This is a genomic window from Pseudarthrobacter oxydans (assembly GCF_034258515.1).
Classification (GTDB): Bacteria; Actinomycetota; Actinomycetes; order Actinomycetales; family Micrococcaceae; genus Arthrobacter.
This window is the reverse complement of record NZ_CP139438.1, coordinates 1447758-1472051: the sequence shown is the minus strand read 5'-3', so window position 1 is coordinate 1472051 and position 24294 is coordinate 1447758. Positions and strand designations below refer to the sequence as shown.

Here is a 24294-nt window from a genome sequence, read left to right as displayed (position 1 = left end):
CCCGGCGTGCCGGCCCGCGGGAACCGGAAGGACGACGGCGGAGGCCAGGGGAAGCGGAGGCTAGAGGAAAATGTCCGGCACCAACTGGTCTTCGGGAGCGCCAAGGCTGTACGACCGGAAGTCGGTGACCCCGGCTGCCGCGAGCACTTCCTCATCCGTGTAGAAGTTGCCGCTTGGCCGGCCGCCGTCCGTGAGGTTGGAGCCCGTAAGCACGGCATGGGCTGCGTCCGCCATGATCTCCGCGCCCCTGGCGGCCTGGACGATCCTTTCCCCGTGCGGCATGTTCCTGATGGCAGCGGTATCAATGAGGGTGCGCGGCCAGAGCGAATTAACCCGGATTCCGTCAGCCTTCAGCTCCTCTGCAAGGCCGAGGGTTGTAAGGCTCATCCCGTACTTTGCCATGGTGTAGGCAAGGTGCTTTCCCGCCCAGCGGGGATCGAGGTTCAGTGGCGGGGAGAGCGTAAGGATGTGGCCCTGGTCGGAGGCCCGGAGCGCCGGGAGTGCCAGCTTGGACATCAGGAACGTCCCGCGGACATTGATGTCCTGCATGAGGTCATACTTTTTCATGTCCACGTCATCGGTCCGGGAACGGTCGATGGCGGAAGCATTGTTGATGACGGCGTCGATGCCCCCGAACCGTTCCACTGCTGCCGCCACGGCGCCCGCGACGTCGTCGTCATTCCGGACGTCACCCACCAGGGGAAGCGCCTGTCCGCCCGCCTCCACCAGTTCCAGGGCAGCTGTGTGGACAGTCCCGGCCAGTTTTGGGTGCGGCTCCCCCGTCTTGGCCATCAGCACGATATTGGCGCCGTCCTGCGCCGCGCGCAGGGCGATTGCCAGGCCGATACCCCTGCTCCCGCCGGAGATGAGGATGGTCCTCCCCTTGAGTGAACCGGCAGCCTGGTAGGGTCCGCCGAGGGCACGCGAAGCGTCATTGCTCGAAGTCATGGCACCACTGTAACCCAACTAAGTTACCGGCAAGTAACATTGCGCTACTGCTGATGACGGCGCAGAAAATTGTAGGTTCCCTACAGCCGCAGCCGCCGGAAGCGTCACTAGACTTGCCAGCAGGGTTCGCCTGTTGTGTGGAAGCTACTTAAACCTCAGTGCCACAGCCCGCCAGCATTCACAGCACCACAGAATCAATCTGCTACAGAGCCGGAGATACTTGATGAGCCACGATCTGACAACGACAGCGGGAAAGATCGCCGATTTCCGCGACCGCCAGGCGCGTGCCGAACAGCCCTCCGGTCCCGAAGCAATCGAAAAGCAGCATGCGCGCGGCAAGAACACGGCCCGGGAGCGCATTGCGCTCCTCCTCGACCAGGACTCCTTCGTTGAATTCGATGCCCTGGCTGTACACCGTTCCACGGCGTTCGGCATGGAGAAGAAGAAGCCGCTCGGTGATGGACTGGTTTCCGGTTACGGCACCGTGGACGGGCGCCTGGTGGCCGTGTACAGCCAGGACTTCTCGGTTTACGGCGGGTCGCTGAGCCAGGTCAACGGCGAAAAGATCGTCAAGGTGCAGGAGTTTGCGCTGCGCAACGGCTGCCCCGTGGTGGGCATCCTGGACGGCGGCGGAGCACGCATCCAGGAAGGCGTTGCCTCGCTGGCCATGTTTGCGGACATCTTCCGGAACAACGTCCACGCGTCCGGCGTGGTCCCGCAGATTTCGCTCATCATGGGCCCGTCGGCAGGCGGCGCCGCTTACTCCCCCGCGCTCACCGACTACGTGGTGATGGTGGACAAGACCTCCCACATGTTCATCACCGGACCGGACGTCATCAAGACGGTCACCGGAGAGGACGTTGACATGGAAACCCTCGGCGGTGCGCGGCAGCACAATGCCACCACGGGCACCTCCACCTACCTTGCCTCGGACGAAGCGGACGCGATCGAGTTCGTGCGCGAACTGCTGGACTTCCTGCCGTCCAACAACCTTTCGGAGGCACCCGTCCTGGAGCACACGCAGGAACTGGAGCTCGACGACGACGACCTCGCCCTGGACGCGCTGGTCCCTGATTCCGCCAACCAGCCCTACGACATGCGCACCGTGGTTGAGCAGATCGTGGACGACGGCCACTTCCTGGAGATGCAGGCCCTCTACGCGCCGAACGTGATGATCGGCTACGGCCGGGTGGAGGGCCACACGGTGGGCATCGTCGCCAACCAGCCCCTGCAGTTCGCCGGCACGCTGGACATCGCCGCCTCGGAAAAGGCTGCCCGGTTCGTCCGCCACTGCGACGCGTTCAACATCCCCATCATTACCCTGGTGGACGTTCCCGGCTTCCTGCCCGGCAAGGACCAGGAATTCCAGGGCATCATCCGCCGCGGCGCCAAGCTCCTGTATGCCTACGCCGAAGCCACGGTTCCCAAGCTCACCGTGATCACCCGCAAGGCCTACGGCGGCGCCTACATCGTGATGGGCTCCAAGAAGCTCGGCGCCGACCTCAACCTCGCCTGGCCAACCGCCCAGATCGGCGTGATGGGTGCCCAGGGTGCCGTCAACATCCTGTACCGCCGCGACCTTGCGGCGGTTGCGGAGGCCGGCGGCGACGTCGAAGCACGGCGCGCCGAGGTCATCCGGCAGTACGAGGAAGAGCTCCTCAACCCCTACCAGGCGGCTGAGCTCGGCTACGTTGACGCCGTCATCGCCCCGTCCGAGACGCGGCTGCAGATCATCAAGGGCCTGCGTGCCCTGCGCGACAAGCGCGCCAGCCTCCCCGCCAAGAAGCATGGGAACATCCCGCTGTGAACGCGGAGAAGCCGGTGGCCAAGGCTGCCGAAACCGAGGCACCCGCTGAACCCCTGCTGTCCATCGTCAAGGGGCAGCCCACCGCCGAGGAACTGGCGGCGCTGACCGCCGTCGTACTTTCCCTGGGCGGTGCAGAACAGGCGGAGACGGAGAAGCCGCCGGTGCGGCACTGGGTCCGCCGCCAGCAGCTGAGGCTGGAGCCCACCCCCGGCCCCGGAGCGTGGAAGCGGAGCCGCGGCTGAAAGGCAGGCCTTCCCGGATTCCGGGCGCTAGTCTCGGAGTGTGACTACAGACACTTCTCCTGCCGCCCGCCCGCACACCCGGATTGACGCCGTCGCAGATGACTACACCGAGACGCTCATCAGGCTCAATCCGTCCTTCGCCACCACCCTTGGCCTTGCCGGACACGAAACCGAATACCAGGACTTCTCCCCCGCAGGCATCGCCGAATTCGCGGAGGCCGCCCGGAAGGCCCTGGTTGACCTCGAAGGCCTCGAGCCGGAGGACGACGTTGACGCGGTCACCCTGGACGCCATGCGGGAGCGGCTGGGCCTGCAGCTGCTGATCCACGCCTCGGGATGGGATTACGCCGACCTGAACAACATTGCCTCCCCCGCCCAGGACATCCGGGCGATCTTCGACCTTATGCCCACGGAGACCGAACAGGACTGGCGGCATATTGCCGGCCGCGCGTCCAACGTACCCGGCGCCATCGCCGGGTATACAGAATCCCTGCGGCAGGCGAAGGACGCCGGCCGGGTGGCCTCCGCCCGCCAGGTGAAGATCGTCATTGAGCAGGTGACGAAGTACGCCGCGGAGGATGGCTTCTTCGCGAAGCTGGCGGCGGGGGCAGCCACTGCCGCCGGGCCGCTGCCCGCAGCCATCCGGGAAGAGCTCGACGCCGGTGCTGCCGCCGCCAGGGCAGCCTACGCCGGGCTGGCGGACTTCCTCCGCGCAGAGCTGCTGCCCGCAGCGCCCGAAAAGGATGCCGTGGGCCGGGCCCGTTACGCCCTCGCCTCCCGGTCCTTCCTCGGCGCCGCCGTGGACCTCGAAGAGACCTACGCGTGGGGCGTGGAGGAACTGGACCGGCTCATCGCCGAGCAGGAACAGGTGGCCCACACCATCAAGGACGGCGCCACGATCGCCGAGGCCAAGGAGATCCTGGACAACGATCCCGCCCGCCAGCTGAAGGGCAAGGACGCGCTGCGGCGGTGGATGCAGGAACTCTCCGACAAAGCCGTGGCCGAGCTTGCCGGCGTCCACTTCGACATCCCCGACGTCATGAAGAAGCTGGAATGCCTCATTGCCCCCACCGACGAGGGCGGCATCTACTACACCGGCCCGTCCGACGACTTCAGCCGGCCGGGCCGCATGTGGTGGTCAGTCCCCGCCGGTGAGGACACGTTCACTACCTGGGCCGAAACCACCACGGTCTACCACGAGGGCGTCCCGGGCCACCACCTCCAGGTGGCCACCGCCACCTACCGCCGCGAGTTGCTGAACAAGTGGCGGCGCAACGTGTGCTGGACTTCGGGCCACGGCGAAGGCTGGGCGCTGTACGCCGAGAAGCTGATGCAGGAACTTGGCTACTTGAGCGACCCGGGCGACCACATGGGCATGCTGGACATGCAGCGGATGCGCGCCGCCCGCGTGGTGTTCGACATCGGCGTCCACCTTGAACTGGAGATGCCGGAACGCTGGGGCTCCGGCACCTGGACCCCGGACAAGGGATATGAATTCCTGAAGGCGAACCTGCCCATCAGTGAAGGCCAGCTGAATTTCGAGTTCACCCGCTACCTGGGCTGGCCCGGCCAGGCGCCCTCCTACAAAGTTGGCCAGCGCCTGTGGGAGCAGATCCGCGCCGAACTCGAAGCCCGCCCCGGTTTCGACCTCAAAGAGTTCCACACAAGGGCTTTGAACATCGGCTCCGTAGGACTGGACACCCTGAGGCGTGCGCTGCTTTCCTAGCTCTGGCTCCGCAGTCGCCCGGGCCGCCGAGGGTGCCTTCCTCTGCTTGCTGCTCCTTCGTCGCTTTGACGCAAGCTGCCGGAAGGCACCCACGTCGGGCCTTTTGCCCCTGCAACGGAGAGACATTAACCACACCGGCACCGGGAATAGGTAATATAGCCGCCGAACACCCTTGATTTCTCGGGGAATATCGGCTCCGGCAGAATCTTGGGCCGCGTAATATTTCTCAATGTTCGTTCGCCGTGGTATTCGGGGTGGCTCTAGCGTGTTCGGGTGAGCACTCAGACAAGCACCCCCTCCCCTGCCGGGAAGACCGGCTTCCAGCTGCCCAAGTGGGCCGGCTCGTTCGGCGTCCAGATCATCGCCGCCCTCATCGTGGGGCTGGGCCTCGGCCTGCTGGCCAAGTACACCGGCAGCACCAAGGCAGCCCCGAACGGCCTCGGCGCCACGCTGCAGACCATCGGCTCCAGCTATGTGTCCCTGTTGCAGACCGCCGTCGTACCCCTGATCTTCACCGCTGTGGTCAGCTCCATTTCCAACCTTCGCCAGGTGTCCAACGCCGCGAAGCTGGCCTGGAACACCCTGCTGTGGTTCGCCATCACGTCGCTGATCGCCGTACTGATCGGCATCGGGCTGGGCGTTCTCCTGCAGCCCGGCGCCAACACGGGCATCACCCAGGAAGCCAAGTACTCCGGCAAGTCCGGTGACTGGTGGGCCTTCCTGGTCGGCCTGTTCCCCAAGAACTTCCTGGGACTGGGCGCCAGCTCCACCGTTGCCGAGTCAGGCGCCGTCACCACCTCGGTCAGCTTCAACGTGCTCCAGATCCTGGTGATTGCCATCGCCGTCGGCGTTGCCGCGCTGAAGGTGGGCAAGGCTGCCGAACCGTTCCTGAACCTGAACGCCTCCGCACTGGCTGTCATCCAAAAGGTGCTCTGGTGGATCATCCGCATCGCGCCCCTGGGCACCGTGGGCCTGATCGGCAACGCGGTGGCTGTCTACGGCTGGGACACCATCGGGGCCCTCGGCAAGTTCACCTTCGCCATCTACGCGGGCCTTGCCCTGGTGCTCTTCGCGGTCTATCCCATCCTTGTCCGCACCCACGGCCTCTCCGTCAAGCAGTACTTCTCGGGCGTGTGGCCTGCCGTCCAGCTGGCCTTCGTCTCCCGCTCCTCCGTGGGAACCCTGCCCCTGACCCAGCGCGTCACCGAGCGAAGCCTGGGCGTCCCCCGCGCCTACGCCTCCTTCGCCGTTCCGCTGGGCGCCACCACCAAGATGGACGGCTGCGCCGCCATCTACCCCGCCATCTCCGCGATCTTCGTGGCCCAGTTCTTCGGCATCCAGCTGGACTTCACCCAGTACCTGCTGATCGCCCTGGTGTCCGTCCTCGGTTCCGCTGCCACCGCGGGAACCACCGGAGCCGTGGTGATGCTCACGCTGACGCTGTCAACGCTGGGACTGCCGCTGGCCGGCGTCGGACTCCTCCTGGCCATCGATCCCATCCTGGACATGGGCCGAACCGCAGTGAACGTGGCCGGGCAGGCACTCGTCCCCACCATCGTGGCCAAGCGCCAGGGCATCCTCGACGAGCAGCTGTACAACGCTCCCCGCAACGGCACGCCCTTCGTGGACGATTCTGTTGCCGGCGCTGATACCGATGCCCCGTCCGACGGAGCCTCCACGGACACCGCCTCGCGTGAACTGGCGGACGCGAAGGCCTAAGGGCCTCTGCTCACCCCCTGCAACAACGCAGTAGAAGTTCCCGGGAAGTCTTCCCGGGAACTTCTACTGCGTTAGGCGGCCGGCCCACTTGGCGTCATGGCCGCGTCAGTGACCGCCGCCGCCGATTATGCCGTTTTCCACCGCCTTGGTGACAGCGTCGGCCTCGGCCTGCGTCAGCTTTCCGTCCGTGACGGCCTGGTCCAGCCGCGTCTTGAGGGCCGCAGCCTGCGCGGACTGCCTCTCCGTGCGGAGCTCCTCCAGAGCAGCAGTGACCTTGGACTCCTCGATGCCCAGCGATTCGGCAAGCGACTTGGCCAGCGCGGCATCGCGGGCGGCGGGGTCCGGCCTCTCCCCCTCCGCAGGCGGCGTGGCAGGCTTATTGGCTTCGCGGAAGGCCTGGAGCGCTTCGGCCACCTTGGCTTCGTCGACACCCAGCTTCCCGGCGAGCGCGGCTGCCTGGGCTACGCCCCGTTCGCCGCCCCGGCCGTGCTTGCCCATGCCTCCGCCGGGAGCGGTGCCGGCGCTCCCGTCCGGGGACGCGCTGGAGCTGGCACTGGGCGTGGGAGCGGGTGTGGTGGTGGCGGAGGCCATGCCGGCAACTCCGATACCGGCACCAAGGGCCAGCGCCGTAGCTGACAGGCCAAGGGTCATCTTCTTTGTGCGTGACATTACGTGTCTCCTGGATCCGCCGTCGGGTGACGGCTGCTAATGATTGGTCCTTTTCGGGACACTTCCAGAATTGGGCAGCAAGTCATGCGGGGCCTGTTCGGAACCTTTCATTCTCCTGTGAAAGTAAGTTGCGCAGAGTGCAAAGTTGCACATAGTGTAAACGGGTGACTGTTTCTGCAGAGTCTGCCCAAGAGGGAACCTCCGTCCCGCCACCGGCCGCACCATCGCGCCGCGAGCTGAACAAGGCGGCCACCCGCCAGGCCATTACCGACGCCGCACTGGGCCTCCTGCGAACCAAGGGCCCCGGCAACTTCACGGTTGAGGACATCGCAGACGCCGCCGGGATTTCACGCCGGACGTTCTTCAACTACTTCGGCAGCACCGACGCCGCCCTGGCTTCCATCACCCATGGCTTCCTGGATAACGCGATACAGCAGTTCAAACTCCGGCCAGCGGAGGAGCCCATCCTGCAGTCGGCGCAGGAGGCCCTGATGGCGCTGGCGGACCCCATGACAGTGGCCCCGCTGGCGGAACTCTTCACCCTGACCCAGCAGAGCACGCTTATGTCCCACTCCGAACTGGAAGCATGGGACCACTGCCGGGAACAGATCACCGCCGTGGCACGCAGCCGGGCTGCCGCCACTCCGGGCGCCGAAAACGAGCTCTACCTCCGTGCCCTGGCCGGTTCCGTCATCTCCTGCGGCAAGGCGGCAATGGAGGTCTGGTTTGCCCGCCGCGGCGCGGACCTCTCGCCGGCATCCCTGGCCGAGCTGCGGCAACTGCTGATCGACGCCATGGCACTGCTCGGCTCAGGCTTCACCACAGGCAGTGCACCTGCCCCATCCTCTTCCGCCACCCGTTCCTCCTGATCAGATCGGTTTCCTCGCATGGCACTGTTCCTGTACCGCCTGGGCAAATTCTCCTACCGCCGGCGCTGGCTGGTCATCTCACTGTGGCTTGCCGCCCTGGTGGCCGTGGGCGGTTCCGCCGCAGCCTTCCACGGCACACTTTCCAACAACTTCCAGATCCCAGGCACTGAGACGCAGCGGATCGCGGACAAGCTGAAGGACGAGCTTCCCTCGGCGTCCGGAGGCACCGCCACCATCGTCTTTGAAGCGCCCGACGGCGGTTTCACCGCCGGGAGCCGGGCCGCCGTCTCTGAGGCCCTGGAGAAGCTCAAGACCGTGCAGGGTGTCCGCGGCACCGTGGATCCCTTCGCCACCCAGGCCCAGGTGGACCAGGCCGGCCATGCCATCACCGACGGCGAGCAGCAGCTTGCCGCAGGCCAGGCACAGCTGGACGCCTCCCGCGCCCAGCTTGAAGCCGGGCAGGGGCAGCTCGCCGCAGCGGAACAGCAGCTGGCGGCGGCCGGCGCCCCGGCGGCCCTGATCGAAGCCCGGCTCGGCCAGCAAAAGGCAGCCCTTGCCGAAGGGCAGGCCCGGCTCGAAGCCGGCACCCGGGAACTGGAAGCGGGCAAGGCAAAGCTCGAGCTGGGCAAGCGCCAGGCCGAGGCATCGTCCGCCATCCGCTTCGTGTCGGAGGACGGGCGCGCGGCAGTGGCACAGGTGCAGTTCAACACCTCCATCAATGGCCTCAGCCCGGAGGTCCGCCAGCAGGTCCAGGACATCGCCCATGAAGCTTCCGCTGCCGGCGTGACCGCGTATGCCAGCAAGGAGATCACCGAGGACATCTCCGAACTCTTCGGGGCGGCCGAGGTCATTGGCATCGCCGTCGCGGCCCTGGTCCTGATCCTCATGCTGGGCACCCTGGTTGCCGCCGGGCTGCCCCTGCTGATGGCGATCGTGGGCGTCGGCATCGGGGTCGGCATCACGTTCGCCCTGTCCGGCCTGTTCGACATGAGCTCCATTTCACCCATGCTGGCCCTCATGCTGGGCCTGGCCGTCGGCATCGACTATTCCCTGTTCATCGTGAACCGGCACCGGACCCAGCTGCTCGCCGGAATGGATCCGGAGGAATCCGTGGCCCGGGCAACCGGAACGTCCGGCAATGCGGTGGTCTTCGCCGGGCTGACCGTGATCATCGCCCTTGCGGCCCTGGTGGTTCCCGGGCTGCCCTTCCTCGCCGTAATGGGCCTGGCCGCGGCCGGCACCGTGGCAGTGGCTGTCCTGGTGGCCATCACCCTCACCCCGGCCATGCTGTCCCTGATCGGGCGCCGCATCATCTCCCGGCGGGCCTGGGCCAAAGCCGAGGCCCACAACGCCGAACCCGGCCATGAAGCAGCCGATGAGGCCAAGGACCGCGAACGCAGCACGCACGGCTGGGGCGGCCTGGTCACCCGGCACCCCATCGTGGCGCTCCTGGCCGGGGTGCTCCTCCTCGGCACCCTCGCGCTCCCGGCCACCCAGCTGCAGCTTGCACTGCCCGACGGCGGCTCGGAGCCGGTGGACTCCGAGGCCTACCAGGCCTACGACCTGACCGCGCGGAGCTTCGGCGAAGGCGTCACCGGCCCCATCGTGGCCGTGGGTGAGTTCCCGGAAAACCTGGACGAGGCCCAGGCGCAGGCACTGCAGTACGACGTCGCGGACAAGCTCCGTGCCGTGGACAACGTGGTGGCCGCCGTGCCCGTCGCACTCAGCGAGGACCGCCGCACCGCGGTGTTCCAGGTCATCCCCGAGGAAGGCCCGGCGAGCGCCAGCACCGTCCGGGTCGTCTCGGAGCTTCGCGGCCTGAATGACGACATCCAGTCCGAGTATGGCGTCGCCATGGGCCTCACCGGCCAGACCGCCGGCAACATCGACGTCTCCACGAAGCTCGGCGACGCCCTGCCGCCCTACCTGGCAATCGTCGTCGGACTTTCCCTGGTCCTGCTCCTGCTGGTGTTCCGCTCCATCGTGGTGCCGCTGCTGGCAACCGGCGGCTTCCTGCTGTCCCTCGCCGCTGCCTTCGGCGCGGTGGTGGCCGTGTACCAGTGGGGCTGGCTGGGCGGCGTGTTCGACGTCGCCAACCCCGGCGCCGTGCTGAGCTTCCTGCCCATCATCCTGATCGGCGTGCTGTTCGGCCTGGCCATGGACTACCAGGTGTTCATCGCCTCCGGGATGCGCGAGGCCTACATGCACGGTTCCACCGCCAAGGAAGCCGTCCGGGTGGGCTTCCGCCACGCGGCCGCCGTGGTGACCGCCGCCGCGATCATCATGGTCAGCGTGTTCGCCGGCTTCATCTTCAGCCACCTCACCATGGTCCGGCCGCTGGGCTTCGCGATGGCGTTCGGCGTGCTCCTGGACGCCTTCGTGGTGCGCATGACCATCGTTCCGGCCGTGATGTACCTGCTGGGCGAAAAGTCCTGGTGGCTTCCCCGCTGGCTGGACCGGATCCTGCCGGATGTGGACGTGGAGGGCGCCAAGCTCAGCCGGCCCGAGGCCGCACGGGCGTCCGGGGAACTGGTCCACTAGGCTGGAACCGTGCCCCGCCTGATTCTCGCTTCCCAGTCGCCCGCCCGCACCAAACTCCTGGCCGAGGCCGGCATCCGCCACACCGTCCTGGTCTCGGACGTGGACGAGGACGCCGTCCAGGCCCGGTACGGCGTTACCGACCCCCATGACACCGCGCTGCTGCTTGCCCGGGCAAAGGCCGAAGCGGTGGCGGCCCTCCCGGAAGCAGAAGGGGCGCTGGTCCTTGGCTGCGATTCCGTCTTCGAATTCGACGGCGAGGCGCACGGCAAGCCGTACACCGCCGCCGTGGCCCGTGAGCGCATGCTGCGGATGAGCGGCAACACGGGGGTGCTGCACACGGGCCACTGGCTGGTGGACTGCCGGGACACCGATCCGGACGACGACGGCGGCGGGGAACAGGGTTCGGGCGCCACTTTGGGGACGGTTGCCTCCGCCGCGGTCTCCTTCCTGGAGATGGAACCGGCCGAGATCGATGCCTACATCGCCACCGGCGAGCCGCTGCACTGCGCCGGGTCCTTCACCATCGACGGCCTGGGCGGGGCGTTCATCCGGAAGGTCGACGGCGACCCGCACACCGTCGTCGGGCTTTCCGTCTCCACCCTCCGGGACCTGCTGGCCTCGGCGAACGTGCGCATCACCGACCTCTGGCCCGCTTGAGCGGAGCCCCGCCCGGCGCGGTAAAAGCGCCGCATTTCGTAGCGTCTTGTAGCTTCCCTACAAAGGCTGGAGCGTTTACACGCGGATTCCGCAAGTAATATCGGCGGAACCCTCAAAACCGCGCTAGGCTCCCTGAAGGAAAGAAGGAGACGCCTTGTCAGCAAATTTGGAGCAGTCCGCAGGAACCACGCAGTCGACCCTCACGAAGGTGCTGATCGCCAACCGCGGTGAAATTGCCGTCCGCATCATCCGCGCCGCACGTGATGAAGGCATCGCCTCCGTGGCGGTCTACGCGGACCCGGACCGTGACGCCCTGCACGTCCGCCTCGCTGACGAGGCCTACGCCCTGGGCGGGAACACCGCGGCCGAGTCCTACCTGGTGATGGACAAGATCATCGACGCCGCCCTCCAGTCCGGCGCCGACGCCATCCACCCCGGCTACGGCTTCCTTGCCGAAAACGCCGAATTCGCCGCGCGCGTGATCGACGCCGGCATCACGTGGATCGGCCCGTCGCCGGAAGCCATCTCTGCCCTCGGCGACAAGGTCCAGGCCCGGCACATCGCCGAAAAAGTGGGCGCCCCCCAGGTTCCCGGCACCGCCGACCCCGTGCAGTCCGCCGAGGAGATCCTGGACTTCGTGGACCAGTACGGCCTGCCGGTGGCCATCAAGGCCGCCTTCGGTGGCGGCGGCCGCGGCATCAAGGTGGCCCGGACCAGGGAAGAAATCCCCGAACTGTACGAATCGGCTGTCCGTGAAGCCACCGCCGCCTTCGGCCGCGGCGAATGCTTCATCGAGCGCTTCCTGGACGCCCCCCGGCACGTGGAAACCCAGTGCCTGGCGGACGCCCACGGCAACGTCGTGGTGGTCTCCACCCGCGACTGCTCCCTGCAGCGCCGCAACCAGAAACTGGTGGAGGAAGCCCCCGCCCCGTTCCTGACCGAGGACCAGAACCGGCGCCTCTACGAATCCTCCAAGGCCATCCTCAAGGAGGCAGGCTACCTGGGCGCCGGCACCTGCGAATTCCTCGTCGGACAGGACGGCACCATCTCCTTCCTGGAAGTCAACACCCGCCTGCAGGTGGAGCACTGCGTTTCCGAGGAAGTCACCGGCATCGACCTGGTGCGCGAGCAGTTCCGGCTGGCACGTGGCGAAGAGCTCGGCTACGGCGACCCCGAGGTGCGCGGCCACTCCATCGAATTCCGCATCACGGGCGAGGACCCGGGCCGGAACTTCATGCCGGCTCCCGGCACCGTGCGCGTGCTGAAGAATCCCACTGGCCCCGGAGTCCGGATCGACTCGGGCATCGAACAGGGTGACGAGATCAGCGGCAACTTCGACTCCATGCTCTCCAAGCTGATCGTGACGGGCGCCAGCCGGCCCCAGGCCCTGCAGCGGGCCCGCCGCGCCCTGGAGGAGATGGTGGTGGAGGGCATTCCCACTGTCATCCCGTTCGACCTCGCGGTGGTTTCCGATCCCGCATTCGCCCCGGCCGAGGGCCCGTTCAAGATCCACACCCGGTGGATCGAGACAGAGTTCGTCAACAACCTTCCGGCCTGGACGCCCGACGGAGTTGCTGACACCGACGGCGCGGAAGAGCGCCGGCGCGTGGTGGTGGAAGTGGGCGGCAAGCGGCTCGAGGTGGTCCTGCCCGCCTCCCTCGGTTCCCTGGGAACGGGCGGGGCGGCAACGGCAGCCAAGCCCGCCAAATCGAAGAAGCGCTCACGCTCCGGCGGCCCGGCTGCCGCCACCGGCAACGCCCTCACCTCCCCCATGCAGGGCACCATCGTGAAGGTCGCCGTCGCGAACGGCGACCTTGTGACCGAGGGAGACCTGGTGGTGGTCCTCGAGGCGATGAAGATGGAGCAGCCGCTGACCGCGCACCGCTCGGGAACCATCATCGGGCTCCAGGCATCATCCGGCGAAACAGTTTCTGCCGGCGCTGTCATTGCCATCATCGAAGACTAAGCGCCGGAGGCACCCATGCTCGCACCCAGCTTCCAGGAAGAAGTGGACCGCTACCACCTTGCCGTCCCCGAAATCACCCAGGGCAACCCCGGCCCCATCAAGGAGCTCTATTCGCGGCTCGACGACGTCACCCTGGCCAACCCGTTCGGCGGGATAGCCCGCGGCTGGGCACAAGTGGAGGCCAGGCTGGACCAGGCTGCCCGGCAGTTCCAGGACGGACAGATGCTCGGGTTCGACACCATCTCGTCCTACACCGCCCGGGACACCGCCTACCTCGTGGAGACCGAGCATTTCCGGGCACGCCTGGACGGTGCTGCCGCCGCGGAGGAGTTCGCACTCCGGGTCACCAGTATTTTCCGGCGCGAGGAAGGCTACTGGAAGCTCGTGCACCGGCACGCGGACCCCGCCGCGCGGCCGCAGTCGCGCCGCTCCCTCACCCAGCCTGCCAGCTGATATTGGCTGACAGACCGGTCTCCAACCGGCACACTTAGCAGATGTTGCCTTTCCTGCTCCTGGCCTCGCGGGCGGAGGATGCTGCCGCCGAGGACGAGTACGCCGCCTACCTCCGGTACGGCGGGCTGGAGCCGCGGGAGCTGCGGAGGGTGCGCCTGGAAGCTGCGCCGCTGCCCAGCCTGGACCTTTCCAGCTACTCGGGCGTGATTGTGGGCGGCAGCCCCTTTACCTCGAGCGATCCCCCGGAAACGAAATCCTCCGTCCAGCACCGGGTGGAGCGCGAGCTCGCGGGACTGCTGGACGAACTGGTGGCCCGCGACTTCCCGTTCCTGGGGGCATGCTACGGGGTGGGGACGCTGGGGCGGCACCAGGGCGCCGTGATCGACAGGACCTACGGCGAACCCCTGGGCGGGGTGGAGATCGAGCTGACGGAGGCCGGGCTTGAGGACCCCTTGCTGGAGGGACTCTCCCCGACATTTACGGCGTTCACCGGCCATAAGGAGGCCTGCACCGTCCTGCCCCCGCATGCGGTCCTGCTGGCCCGCTCCGCGGCCTGCCCGGTGCACATGTTCCGGGTCCGGGAAAACCTGTATGCCACGCAGTTCCATCCGGAGCTGGACGCTGAAGGCCTGTGCACCCGGATAGACATTTACCGGCACGCGGGATATTTCCCGCCGGAGTCGGCCGAGGAGCTGATGGAGAGCGCACGGCAGTTCACTGCCACCGAACCCATGAAGATCCTGCGGAACTTCGTGGCCCGCTACGCCCGGTAGGCAAGAAAATGCCCGGCAGGCCGAAGGGCCATACCGGGCATCTCCATCAGGGCCGGGTCAGGCCACGTTGTTCTCGTAATCCAGGTCGCGGGTCTCTTTGCTCACAAACAGGGCAATGAGGGTCAGGACGGCCATGGAGGTCAGGTAGATGCCCACCAGGACCGGGCTGCCGTCCGCCATTTCCCACAGCGCCACGGCGATGAACGGGGCCACCGCCGCACCCAGGATGCTGGAGAAGTTGTAGCTGACGGCTGAGCCCGTGTACCGGACGTTCGTGGGGAACAGTTCGGGCAGCAGCGCACCCATCGGCCCGAACGTCAGGCCCATCAGGGAGAAGCCGATCACCAGCAGCGCCATGGTGCCAATGAAGCCGCCGCTGAACAGCGGGACGAACAGCAGGCCGAAGACGAAGATGCCGCCGGTGACGGCCAGGAGCATCTTGCGGCGGCCGTACTTCTCGGCCAGCGGTCCGGAGACCAGCGTGAAAATGCCGAAGAAGACGACGCCGGCGATCAGCATCCACAGGAAGTCGTTGCGGGTGTAGCCCAGGCCTGGGACGAACGCGGCGGCGGCCGCTTCCGACATAGGCTTGCCGGCCTTTTCAGCCGCGGCCCTGGCGGCCTCGAGGCTGGCGGGGCGGGTGCCGTAGGTCAGGGTGAAGGTGGTCATCAGATAGAAGAGCACGTAGGTGGCGAGCATGATGAACGTACCCAGGATGAGCTGGCGCCAGCTGGTCTTGAACACCCGGCCCAGCGGCAGTTTGGCGACCTCGTTGGACTCGATCACCTTGGTGAAGGCGGGGGTTTCGATCAGCTTGAGCCGGACGTACAGGCCGATGATGACCATGACGGCACTGAGCAGGAAGGGAACGCGCCAGCCCCAGGCCTGGAAGTCGGCCGGGGAGAGTGCGTAGCTGAACACCAGGAAGATCACGTTGGCGATGATGAAGCCGATGGGGGCGCCCAGCTGGGGGAAGGTGCCGTAGATGGCCCGCTTGTTCGCGGGCGCATTCTCGGTGGCCAGGAGCGCAGCGCCGCTCCATTCACCACCCAGGGCCAGGCCCTGGGCGAAGCGCATGACCACCAGCAGCGCGGGGGCCCAGAACGCCCAGCCCGGAACCAGGGCGGTGGGCAGGCAGCCGATGAGGAAGGTGGCAATACCCATGGTGAGCAGGGATGCCACCAGCGTGCCCTTGCGGCCGAACTTGTCGCCGAAGTGGCCAAAGACGATCGAGCCGAGCGGGCGGGCCACGAAGGCCACACCGAATACCGCAAAGGAGCTCAGGAGCTGGGTTGTTTCGTTCTGGTTGGGGAAGAACAGCTGCGGAAAGACGAGCACCGCGGCCGTGGCGTAGACGTAGAAGTCGTAGAACTCGACCGTGGTGCCGATCAGGCTGGCTACGATCACGCGGCCCCGGGAGTTCACGGGCTGCGGGGATCCGGGCACCGTGGAGGTTTCGGTGGATGACATAGGTAAACGCTTTCGTGAGAACCGTCCGGAGGCAGCAGTCGTGCTCCGGGTCGAAATATTTAGAGTCCAATATTAGTTCCCGCGTTCCAGTGAATGGACAAAAGGTCCAGCATGCGGACAGATGCAGTCCGTCTCATTTTTGGCCATTAACCCTCGCCTAACAGCCGCCCATGGCCGCCGATAGGCAAATGTCACAGCGCGTTAACAAACATCGTCGGTCCGTGAAACGCGGCTTCTTTACCTTGGAGGAACAACATCCCCCGAAGGAGGTACACCGTGACTGTTGATCGCACCGCTGATGCCGGCACCGGCAATTCCCTTGACCTCGACGTACAAGGTTCCGCAGCCGCCAGCGCACAGCCCGGCACCACCCGCACCACAGACTCCCCTGCCCTTGAATTCCGCCCCGGCCGCTGGATCGCCAACTGGGATGCCGAGAACAAGGAGCAGTGGGAAACCGCCGGCCGCACCATTGCCCGCCGCAACCTCAACTGGTCCATCTTCGCCGAATTCCTCGGCTTCGTCGTATGGCAGCTCTGGTCCATCGTTGTGGTCCAGCTGCCCGCAGCAGGCTTCACGTTCTCCACCTCCGAGATTTTCTGGCTCATCTCCATGCCCAGCCTGGTGGGCGCAACCCTCCGCATCCCCTACACCTTCATGGTTCCCCGCTTCGGCGGCCGCAACTGGACCATCGTGTCCGCCCTGCTGCTCCTGATCCCCGCCATCGGCCTCGGACTCTGCGTGTCCAACCCGGAAACCCCCTTCGGCGTCATGCTCCTCGTGGCAGCCCTGGCCGGCTTCGGCGGCGGCAACTTTGCCAGCTCCATGGCCAACATCACGTTCTTCTACCCCGCCCGTGAAAAGGGCTGGGCACTGGGCCTGAACGCTGCGGGCGGCAACATGGGTGCCGCCGTGGCACAGCTCGCCGTCCCGATTGTGATCACCATGCTCGCCGTCGGCAGCGTCAACCTCCCCATGGCTGGCTGGATGTGGGTCCCCTTCATCCTGATCGCCGCGTTCGGCGCCTTCAAATACATGGACAACCTCACCAGCGCCAAGGGTGACGTGGCCGGTTCGATCGCAGCGCTGAAGGAACCGCACCTGTGGATCATGGCACTGCTGTACATCGGCACCTTCGGTTCGTTCATCGGATTCGCCGGTGTCTTCCCCAAGCTCATCAAGGACTACTTCCCGGCCTTCTCCTCGATCGGAGTGGGGACCGTGGCACTGTCCCTCGCGTTCCTCGGCCCGCTGGTGGGTTCCCTGGCCCGGCCCTACGGCGGACGGATGGCTGACCGGATGGGCGGCGCCCGCATGACCATCGCGGCATTCGCTTCCATGGCCGTGATCACCCTGACCATGATCTGGACCCTGCCGCTGAAGAACTTCTGGCTCTTCCTGGCGCTCTTCCTGATGCTCTTCACCGCCAGCGGCTTTGGAAACGGCGCCACGTACCGGATGATCCCGGTCATCTTCGCCACCTCCAGCCGGGCAGCAAAGAACGGCGCCAGCTCCGTAGCCACCCAGCGCCTGGCCTCCTCGGCCCTTGGCCTCATCTCGGCCATCGGCGCCTACGGCGGATTCGTGATCCCCCAGGTACTGAACGCATCGAACTCCGCCAGCGGCTCCTACACATCCGCTTTCTACGGCTTCGTCGGAGCGTATGTCCTGATGCTGGTTGTCTGCTGGGCCTGCTACATCCGCAACGCCAACCGAAATGCGATGGGACACGTCTAACATGACCACAAGCGCCGACACGCACTGCCCTTACTGCGCCCTGCAGTGCGCCATGACGCTCACGTCTCCAACGGGCCTGGCCCCGGCTTCCCAGCCGGGGCCAGTCCCCGTGTCCGCACCACCCGCAGCGGAACATGAAGCGCCCCAGGCGCCCACCAACGTTCCGCTCACAGTCCAGGGACGGGATTTCCCCACCAACCGCGGCGGCCTCTGCCGCAAGGGCTGGACGTCCCCCAGCCTCCTGAACCACGCCGGCCGGATCACCGAGCCGCTGCTGAAAGGCCCCGACGGCGTCCACCGCCCCATCAGCTGGGAGCAGGCCCTGGACCTTGCAGTCGCCGCGGTGAAGGATGCCCGCGCACGCCACGGGGCGGACGCCGTCGGCGTTTTCGGCGGCGGTGGCCTGACCAACGAAAAGGCCTACATGCTGGGCAAGTTCGCCCGGCTTGCCCTGGGCACGTCGAGGATCGATTACAACGGCCGCTTCTGCATGTCCTCCGCCGCGGCTGCCGGGATGCGGGCCTTCGGCGTCGACCGCGGCCTGCCGTTCCCGCTCGAGTCCTTGGACACCGCCAGCACCATTTTGATGCTGGGCTCGAATGTGGCCGAGACCATGCCGCCCTTTGTGCAGCACCTCAAGGGAACGCGCGACGCCGGCGGGCTGATCGTGGTTGATCCCCGCCGCTCCGCCACGGCTGCCTTCACGGCCGACGGCGGAGGCCTCCACCTCCAGCCCCTGCCGGGCACCGACCTGGCCCTCCTCCTGGGCATTTCCCACGTGGTCATCCACGAGAACCTGGTGGACACTTCCTACCTGGAGGAGCGCACCTCCGGCTACAGCGCCGTAGCCCGCAGCGTCAACTCCTTCTGGCCCGAACGCGTCCAGTCCCTCACCGGCGTCCCGGCCGAACTCATTCGGGAAACAGCCCGCCGGCTCGCCGCCGGGGCCCGCCAGGGCGGCAGCTACATCCTCACCGGCCGCGGCGTGGAACAGCACGTCGACGGCACCGATACCGCAACGGCGGCCATCAACCTGAGCCTCCTGCTGGGCCTGCCCGGTTCCGCCCGCAGCGGCTACGGCACCCTCACCGGCCAGGGCAACGGCCAGGGCGGCCGCGAACATGGCCAGAAGGCGGACCAGCTCCCCGGCTACCGCAAGATCACCGACCCCGCCGCCCGCGCCCATGTAGCCGGCGTCTGGGGCGTTCCCGAGGAACTTATTCCCGGCCCCGGCCTGCCCGCCGTCCAGCTGCTTCAGTCACTGGGAAAGCCCGACGGCGTCCGTTGCCTTTTCGTCCATGCCTCGAATATCGCCGTGGCTTCCCCTGACGCGAACGCGGTGATCCAGGGGCTCCGCAGCCTGGACTTCCTGATGGTCTGCGACTTCTTTATGTCCGAGACCGCAGTCGAGGCGGACCTCATCCTCCCGGTGCTCCAGTGGGCGGAGGAGGAAGGCACCCTGACCAACCTCGAAGGGCGGGTGCTGCGCCGCCGCCGCGCCCTTGCGCCCCCGCCGGGTGCCCGCAGCGAACTCTGGATCATGGCGCGGCTGGCCGAGGCCCTGGACGCACCGTCCACCTACAGCGAAGACCCCGAAACCGTCTTCGAGGAACTCCGCCTGGCCTCCGCCGGCGGGCTGGCCGACTACTCGGGCATCGACTACGCCATGCTGGACCGCGGGGAGGCCGCCTACTGGCCCTACCCCGCCGGCAGCACCGGCACGCCGCGCCTGTTCCAGGACGCTTTCGCGCACGCTGACGGCAAAGCCGTGATGGTCCCGGTGACGCCGCGCCGCCGTCGTACTCCTGCTGCGCCCCCTGCAGGGGATGGCATAGCTGCCAAGACCATGACACTGATCACGGGCCGCCTCCTGGAGCACTACCAGTCCGGCGCGCAGACCCGACGGGTGCCGGAACTGCTGGCAGCGCAGCCGGAGGCACAGGTGCAGATCCATCCGGCAGCCGCAGCATCGATGGGCATCACCGAAGGCGCGCTCGTGTCGGTGGCCAACGAGCGCGGCGAAGTGGTGTGCCGGGCCCAACTCAGCAACGCCATCCGTCCCGAGACGGTCTTCCTGCCCTTCCACTTCCCCGAACTGGAGAGCGCCAACCGCCTCACCGAGGCGGCCACGGACCCCATCTCCGGGATGCCCGAATTCAAATTCAACACCGTGTGGGTCCGGCCCGTGGCCGTTCCCCTCTCCACCAACGTGCTTCAAACGACGGAGGCCTCATGAGCGAGCAGATTGTCATTGTGGGATTCGGCCCGGTGGCGGCCCGGCTGGTGGACGAACTCCTGCCCGCGGTCCGCACCGGCCTGGCCACCCTGATTGTGGTGGGCGAGGAAGCTGAAGCAGCCTACAACCGGGTTCTCGTCGCCGACCTCGGCGTTGGACGCACCACGGCCGATGCCCTGGCACTCTCCGACGCGGACGCCCTGGCCGGCGACGGTGTGGATGTCCGCCTCGGCCTCCGCGTCCGCAGAGTGGACCGGGCCCGGCAGCAGGTCATCCTCTCCGACGGCGCAGCAGTCCACTACGACCGCCTGGTCTTTGCCACCGGCTCACGCCCGGTCATTCCCAACCTCACCGGCATCAACCCGGACCCCACCCACCCTGTCCTTCCGGCCGGCGTCACCGCGCTGCGCGACCTGCGTGACGCCGACGTGCTGCGCCAGGCAGTGGAGGGCGGCAAGCGGGTAGTCGTCCTGGGCGGCGGCGTCCTGGGCCTGGAGACGGCCCTGGCCGCGGCCGAAGAAGGCGCCACCGTCACCGTGGTCCACAACGGGCCCCACCCCCTGGGACGCAACATCGACCGCGGCGGCGGCGCCGTCCTGGCTGCCAGCCTGCGCCGCTGCGGCGTCCGGATGGCCGGCAATGCCCGCTCCACCGGGGTGGAGCACAACGCTCCCGACGGCGGTTTCTCCGCTTTGCTGCTTGATGACGGGTCAGCGATCGACGGCGACCTCCTGGTGCTGTCCTGCGGCGTCCGTCCCCGAACGGAGCTGGCCGAGGGCTGCGGGCTTTCCACGTCCGCAGGAATCCTGGTGGACCACAAGCTCCGCGCCCACCACGAGCCGCACATCTTCGCCATCGGCGACTGCGCGGAGGTGCGCTGCCCGGACCCTGGCTGCGCATCCTGCCGCAATGCCAAAGGACCGTCTGGCCTGGTGGGGCCGGGCTGGCGCCAGGCCGAATGGCTGGCCGAATACCTGGCCCTCCTGGCCGCAGGCACGCCGGAGCAAGCCGAAGTCCTGCCGGAACTGCCTGCGGAGCAGGCCGGCGTCATCGTCCTGAAGGCACGCGGCATGAACATGGCCGTGGCCGGGGACAACGCTGCCGAGCCGTGGGACGAGGAAGCACTGTCCGCCGGTGCCGTGGACGGGCGCCCGCGCCTCCAGGTTGCCCAGTGGGCGGATCCGGAGCACGGCCGCTACGTGAAGATGACGACCCGCGGCGGCGTTCTTGAAGGGCTGGTGGCTGTGGGCATGCCACGCACCGCCGCCGAGCTTGTGGGGCTGTTCGAACGCAGCGCCGAACTGCCGGCAGACCGGTCCCTGCTGCTGCGCCTTGACGGCCCGGACCAGCTGCCCGGCACGGGTCCCGCCGATCCCGCCGGCACCGTATGCCGGTGCGCGGGCGTCAGCGGAGCCGCCATCCAGGGCGCAGTTGAGGAAGGCTGCTCCACGGTGGCAGACGTGTCCAAGGCAACCCGTGCGGGCACTGGCTGCGGCGGCTGCCACGAGGACATCAAGGGGCTCATCGAAAAACACTTCCAGGCGGTTCCGGCCGCCTGAATTTGGGCCTTGTGGTTGAGGTTCTCCAGCCGCCCTAGGAGGGGTTTGCCGGACGCGCCAGCCGGGCCAGGAAATCCTCCGTGAAGTGCTTTACGCCGTCCCATTCGGTATAGATGTAGTCGCGGGAGGTGTCGAGGTCCTGGGAGCCCTTGTCCTTGACGATCTTCTTCATCAGCTGGCGCTTCAGGAAGTTGTACCGCGTGTACAGGAGCGCACCGCCGAACATTGCCACGTGCCGGGGATGCCAGCCGGTCTCCTCCTCGAACTGCTTTACCTGGCTTTCCGCGTTGGCTTCGTCCCCGTGGGCGGCCAGGCTGACCGAAACCAGGGCGGAGGGCACCTGGTCTAGTTCCGTGCGGTTTTCGCGGACGAAGTCGGCAACAAAGCCCTCGTGCTTGCCCATATGCACCGATGCCGCCACGATGACGCCGTCCTGCCCGTCCGGAAGCCTGCCCGTGTTGTGCTTGAGGTCCACCGTTTCGGCCTGGTGCCCGTGGGCCCGGATGACGTCCGCGATGTACTCGGCTATGTGGGCTGTCTGCCCTTCAATGCTGCCGTAGGGAATATAGATCTTAGCCATGCTCAACTGTGCGTGCAGGGCGCAGCGGAAGACTAGGGCACAACGTCCCAGCGGCGCGGACCGGTCCGCAGGCCTTCCGGCCCGGGACCCGGCCCCCGGCCAGCATGTGTGGTTACGCCGGTTCCTTGGGAATGATGATCCACAGCACGATGTAGGCGAGTTCGCCTACCCCCACCAGCCCAAAGATCACGAAGCCCAGCCGGACCAGGAATTTCGGGAGTCCAAAGCGGGCTGCCAGGGCTGCGCAGACGCCGCCAATCATCTTGCCGCGGCGCGGCCTCACAAGTGCTGTTGTCATTGCTGGTACCTAACCTTTCATACCGGTTGATTCATTGCTGCCGAATATGTGCGCATGGTCAAGGGCCAAGGAAACCGGCCACCAGGGCATAAATTCCCCAGAGCCCGGCCCCGAGCAGGGCTCCCAGATACGTCAGTACCAGCCTGGTGTCCTGAAGATAGCAGTTTGACTTCTTGAGGCCATTGCGCCGGGCTTTCCAGTAGCCGGCGAACCCGATGGTTGCGAACACCGTCAGCGCTGCGGGGCCGGCCACCCAGCCGAGCAGGGCGATAGTGGCGAAAATGCACAGGCGCAGCGGATCGTACGGTGCCGTGGGCTGGTTGTCATGGCCTGCGCCGCTGCGGGACGGGTGCGGGGCCCTCCCGGACGCCACAAGCTCCGACGGCAGTGCCCCCGCTGCAATGCGCCCGGCATCCGAGGCAGAGCTCATCATTCCTCCTTAAACCTGGCGGACCGGGAGAAGCTGTTGGCCAGTGGCCGTGCTCATCCGCTGCACCGCCAGGGCTGGCCATGCCTGGACTGCGCAGAAAGGAGCGCACTGGTGGTCACCGGTGTCGCTCTTGGTTCCCACGTGCACGCAGCACTGGGTGAGCCGTTCCTCGATCATGGTGGACATATCCATGAACGGTTTCACCATGATCCTGGTGACCCGCTCTGCGAGGAGCCGGCGCAGCCGCTGTTGCTGGCCCGGAAGCTTGCCGGCGGCAAGCGTGGTGAGAGTACCGATGCCAAGGTCGCACTGGGTGCAGATGTTTTTCCAAAGATCGGCTGTCCGCGGATGGGAAAGGGAAGACTGCTCGCTGAGCAGGTCGAGAAGCGAAGACTTCATGAGGCTGCGCAGTTCAAGCGGGACTGCGCTGTCGGCGATACGGTTGGCAATGCTGTCAGGATGCAGCTCGAGCCATGCCAGCAGTTGGTCATGCCCGATCAGGGCAGCGAGCGATCGCCACGTTCCGGAATCGTCCTTCAGCATGTACCCGACGGACGCGCAGTGCGGATGCGAGCACGGCAGGGCTGTCAGGTCGTGCCAGGAAACTACGCCGTTGGTTTGCTCCGCGAGCCTTTGGAGTACGCCCGTATGCGTGAGCCGGTCCATGGGGTCGATGCCGTGCCCGCGTCCTGAACCAAACACCGGTTGCAATGCGACTCCACCGACAAACGGGGTCTCCAAGGCGCGCATGACGACGGCGCCGACCTCGCCGTCGTTGACGCCGAGGGTTACCGTCATGGTCAGCGTGGTGAAGACGCCCGCCTCGGAGAGGCGTGAGATCGCTGCGTCCTTGAAGCGCGTCAGGTCACCGCCGCGGTGGTGGACCGAGGCCTCCTTCGACGGCCCGTCGTACTGGAGGTAGACCTCCACACGGTCCCGGTGCCTGGCCAGCAGCGAGAGCAACTCATCGTCGGTGGCGAGCAGCATGCCGTTGCTGTTCACCATGATCCGGACAATCGGCCGCGCAACCAGCTCCGCCAGCAGTTCGGCTAGCTGCGGGTAGAGCGTCGGTTCCCCGCCGGACAGCATCAGCACATCCAGGCGCCCATTCTCACGGGAAAGCCGGGTGTCAACGTTCGCCAGCACCTGGTCCAGGGGCGCGACGCCCTGTAGCTGCGGGCCCGATGCTGTGAAGCAGGTGGGGCAGCGCAAATTGCAGTGCTCGATGATGTCCTGCAGGAGGATGCAGGTGTGCTGCGTCTGCATTGCCGGAAGCCCGTAGGCATACGCCTCGGGTATCTGGCGGTAATTACCGGCCTGGTCAGGGATGTGCTGCTTGGTCGGCGCCTGCCACTTCTCCAGGTAGCGCAGGATTTCCGGAGACTCGTCGTACAAGGTGCTGACCAGCCCGTGGTCCGGGCAGCCGCGTTCCAGCCACACCCGGTCATCCCGGATCAGCAGCGCGCCGGAGAGCCGCCGCACCTGTGCGAGCGGTCGATTCGTTTCGTGGCAATAGGGACAGAATGCTGTGACGTACCGGTGGATCCGGTCGCCGCGCAGCGGTTGGCCGGGGCCGGGCAGGGTCCGTGCCGGGGACGCAGAGGACGGGTTCAT

The 24294-nt window shown here is 66.8% G+C and carries 20 protein-coding genes; 13 read left to right on the top strand and 7 right to left on the bottom strand.

Annotated features, from left to right (window positions below):
• Positions 1-60: 60 nt before the first annotated feature.
• Positions 61-948, bottom strand: coding sequence for an NAD(P)-dependent oxidoreductase (locus tag SMD14_RS06715; RefSeq protein WP_321215780.1), 888 nt, complete (start codon positions 946-948; stop codon positions 61-63).
• 223 nt (positions 949-1171) lie between these two features.
• On the opposite strand from SMD14_RS06715, the gene SMD14_RS06710 reads away from it, so the two are divergent.
• The 4 genes from SMD14_RS06710 (at position 1172) to SMD14_RS06695 (ending at position 6442) form a co-directional block, all read left to right on the top strand.
• Positions 1172-2755 carry an acyl-CoA carboxylase subunit beta gene (locus SMD14_RS06710; RefSeq protein WP_157238678.1) on the top strand — a complete coding sequence of 528 codons (1584 nt, stop codon included), beginning with the start codon at positions 1172-1174 and terminating at the stop codon, positions 2753-2755.
• Positions 2752-2997, top strand: coding sequence for an acyl-CoA carboxylase subunit epsilon (locus tag SMD14_RS06705; protein WP_321215779.1), 246 nt, complete (start codon positions 2752-2754; stop codon positions 2995-2997). The genes SMD14_RS06710 and SMD14_RS06705 overlap by 4 nt, the downstream gene beginning before the upstream one ends.
• Before the next feature lie 40 nt (positions 2998-3037).
• The gene (locus SMD14_RS06700) at positions 3038-4723 is read left to right on the top strand and encodes a DUF885 domain-containing protein (protein ID WP_321215778.1); all 1686 of its coding nucleotides are present in this window, start codon (positions 3038-3040) and stop codon (positions 4721-4723) included.
• A gap of 273 nt (positions 4724-4996) precedes the next feature.
• Positions 4997-6442, top strand: coding sequence for a dicarboxylate/amino acid:cation symporter (locus SMD14_RS06695; protein WP_321215777.1), 1446 nt, complete (start codon positions 4997-4999; stop codon positions 6440-6442).
• Between the two features lie 105 nt (positions 6443-6547).
• Here the strand turns inward: SMD14_RS06695 and SMD14_RS06690 are convergent, their stop codons facing one another.
• Positions 6548-7111: a hypothetical protein gene (locus SMD14_RS06690; protein WP_321215776.1), complete on the bottom strand. Its 564-nt coding sequence runs from the start codon at positions 7109-7111 to the stop codon at positions 6548-6550.
• A 164-nt stretch (positions 7112-7275) separates the two neighbouring features.
• On the opposite strand from SMD14_RS06690, the gene SMD14_RS06685 reads away from it, so the two are divergent.
• The 6 genes from SMD14_RS06685 (at position 7276) to SMD14_RS06660 (ending at position 14370) form a co-directional block, all read left to right on the top strand.
• Positions 7276-7980: a TetR/AcrR family transcriptional regulator gene (locus tag SMD14_RS06685; RefSeq protein WP_321215775.1), complete on the top strand. Its 705-nt coding sequence runs from the start codon at positions 7276-7278 to the stop codon at positions 7978-7980.
• A gap of 18 nt (positions 7981-7998) precedes the next feature.
• A complete protein-coding gene (locus SMD14_RS06680; protein WP_321215774.1) occupies positions 7999-10521 on the top strand; it encodes an MMPL family transporter in 2523 nt (840 codons plus the stop codon).
• A gap of 9 nt (positions 10522-10530) precedes the next feature.
• Positions 10531-11178: a nucleoside triphosphate pyrophosphatase gene (locus SMD14_RS06675; RefSeq protein ID WP_321215773.1), complete on the top strand. Its 648-nt coding sequence runs from the start codon at positions 10531-10533 to the stop codon at positions 11176-11178.
• Positions 11179-11332: 154 nt separating this feature from the next.
• On the top strand, positions 11333-13144 hold the full coding sequence (locus SMD14_RS06670) for a biotin carboxylase N-terminal domain-containing protein (protein ID WP_157238681.1): 1812 nt from the start codon (positions 11333-11335) through the stop codon (positions 13142-13144).
• Positions 13145-13159: 15 nt separating this feature from the next.
• Positions 13160-13597 carry a nuclear transport factor 2 family protein gene (locus tag SMD14_RS06665; protein ID WP_104997279.1) on the top strand — a complete coding sequence of 146 codons (438 nt, stop codon included), beginning with the start codon at positions 13160-13162 and terminating at the stop codon, positions 13595-13597.
• A gap of 41 nt (positions 13598-13638) precedes the next feature.
• Positions 13639-14370, top strand: a complete 732-nt coding sequence (locus SMD14_RS06660; protein WP_157238682.1) for a glutamine amidotransferase — start codon at positions 13639-13641, stop codon at positions 14368-14370.
• Positions 14371-14427: 57 nt separating this feature from the next.
• Here the strand turns inward: SMD14_RS06660 and SMD14_RS06655 are convergent, their stop codons facing one another.
• On the bottom strand, positions 14428-15840 hold the full coding sequence (locus tag SMD14_RS06655; protein WP_157238683.1) for an MFS transporter: 1413 nt from the start codon (positions 15838-15840) through the stop codon (positions 14428-14430).
• Positions 15841-16116: 276 nt separating this feature from the next.
• On the opposite strand from SMD14_RS06655, the gene SMD14_RS06650 reads away from it, so the two are divergent.
• Genes SMD14_RS06650 through SMD14_RS06640 form a run of 3 tightly spaced genes read left to right on the top strand, consistent with a single transcriptional unit; the run spans position 16117 to position 21372 of the window.
• Positions 16117-17577 (top strand): MFS transporter, encoded by a 1461-nt coding sequence (locus SMD14_RS06650; RefSeq protein ID WP_321215772.1) that lies wholly within the window; start codon positions 16117-16119, stop codon positions 17575-17577.
• Position 17578: 1 nt separating this feature from the next.
• Positions 17579-19813 (top strand): molybdopterin oxidoreductase family protein, encoded by a 2235-nt coding sequence (locus SMD14_RS06645; RefSeq protein WP_321215771.1) that lies wholly within the window; start codon positions 17579-17581, stop codon positions 19811-19813.
• On the top strand, positions 19810-21372 hold the full coding sequence (locus tag SMD14_RS06640) for an FAD-dependent oxidoreductase (RefSeq protein WP_321215770.1): 1563 nt from the start codon (positions 19810-19812) through the stop codon (positions 21370-21372). The genes SMD14_RS06645 and SMD14_RS06640 overlap by 4 nt, the downstream gene beginning before the upstream one ends.
• Positions 21373-21406: 34 nt before the next feature.
• Here the strand turns inward: SMD14_RS06640 and SMD14_RS06635 are convergent, their stop codons facing one another.
• The 4 genes from SMD14_RS06635 to SMD14_RS06620 form a co-directional block, all read right to left on the bottom strand.
• A complete protein-coding gene (locus SMD14_RS06635; protein ID WP_157238686.1) occupies positions 21407-21952 on the bottom strand; it encodes a flavodoxin domain-containing protein in 546 nt (181 codons plus the stop codon).
• A gap of 112 nt (positions 21953-22064) precedes the next feature.
• Positions 22065-22250, bottom strand: a complete 186-nt coding sequence (locus SMD14_RS06630) for a PspC domain-containing protein (RefSeq protein ID WP_321215769.1) — start codon at positions 22248-22250, stop codon at positions 22065-22067.
• Positions 22251-22308: 58 nt separating this feature from the next.
• Complete coding sequence (locus SMD14_RS06625; RefSeq protein ID WP_321215768.1) at positions 22309-22683, bottom strand: hypothetical protein; 375 nt, start codon at positions 22681-22683, stop codon at positions 22309-22311.
• A 6-nt stretch (positions 22684-22689) separates the two neighbouring features.
• Entirely contained in the window at positions 22690-24294 is a 1605-nt protein-coding gene (locus SMD14_RS06620; protein ID WP_321215767.1) for a radical SAM protein, read from the bottom strand.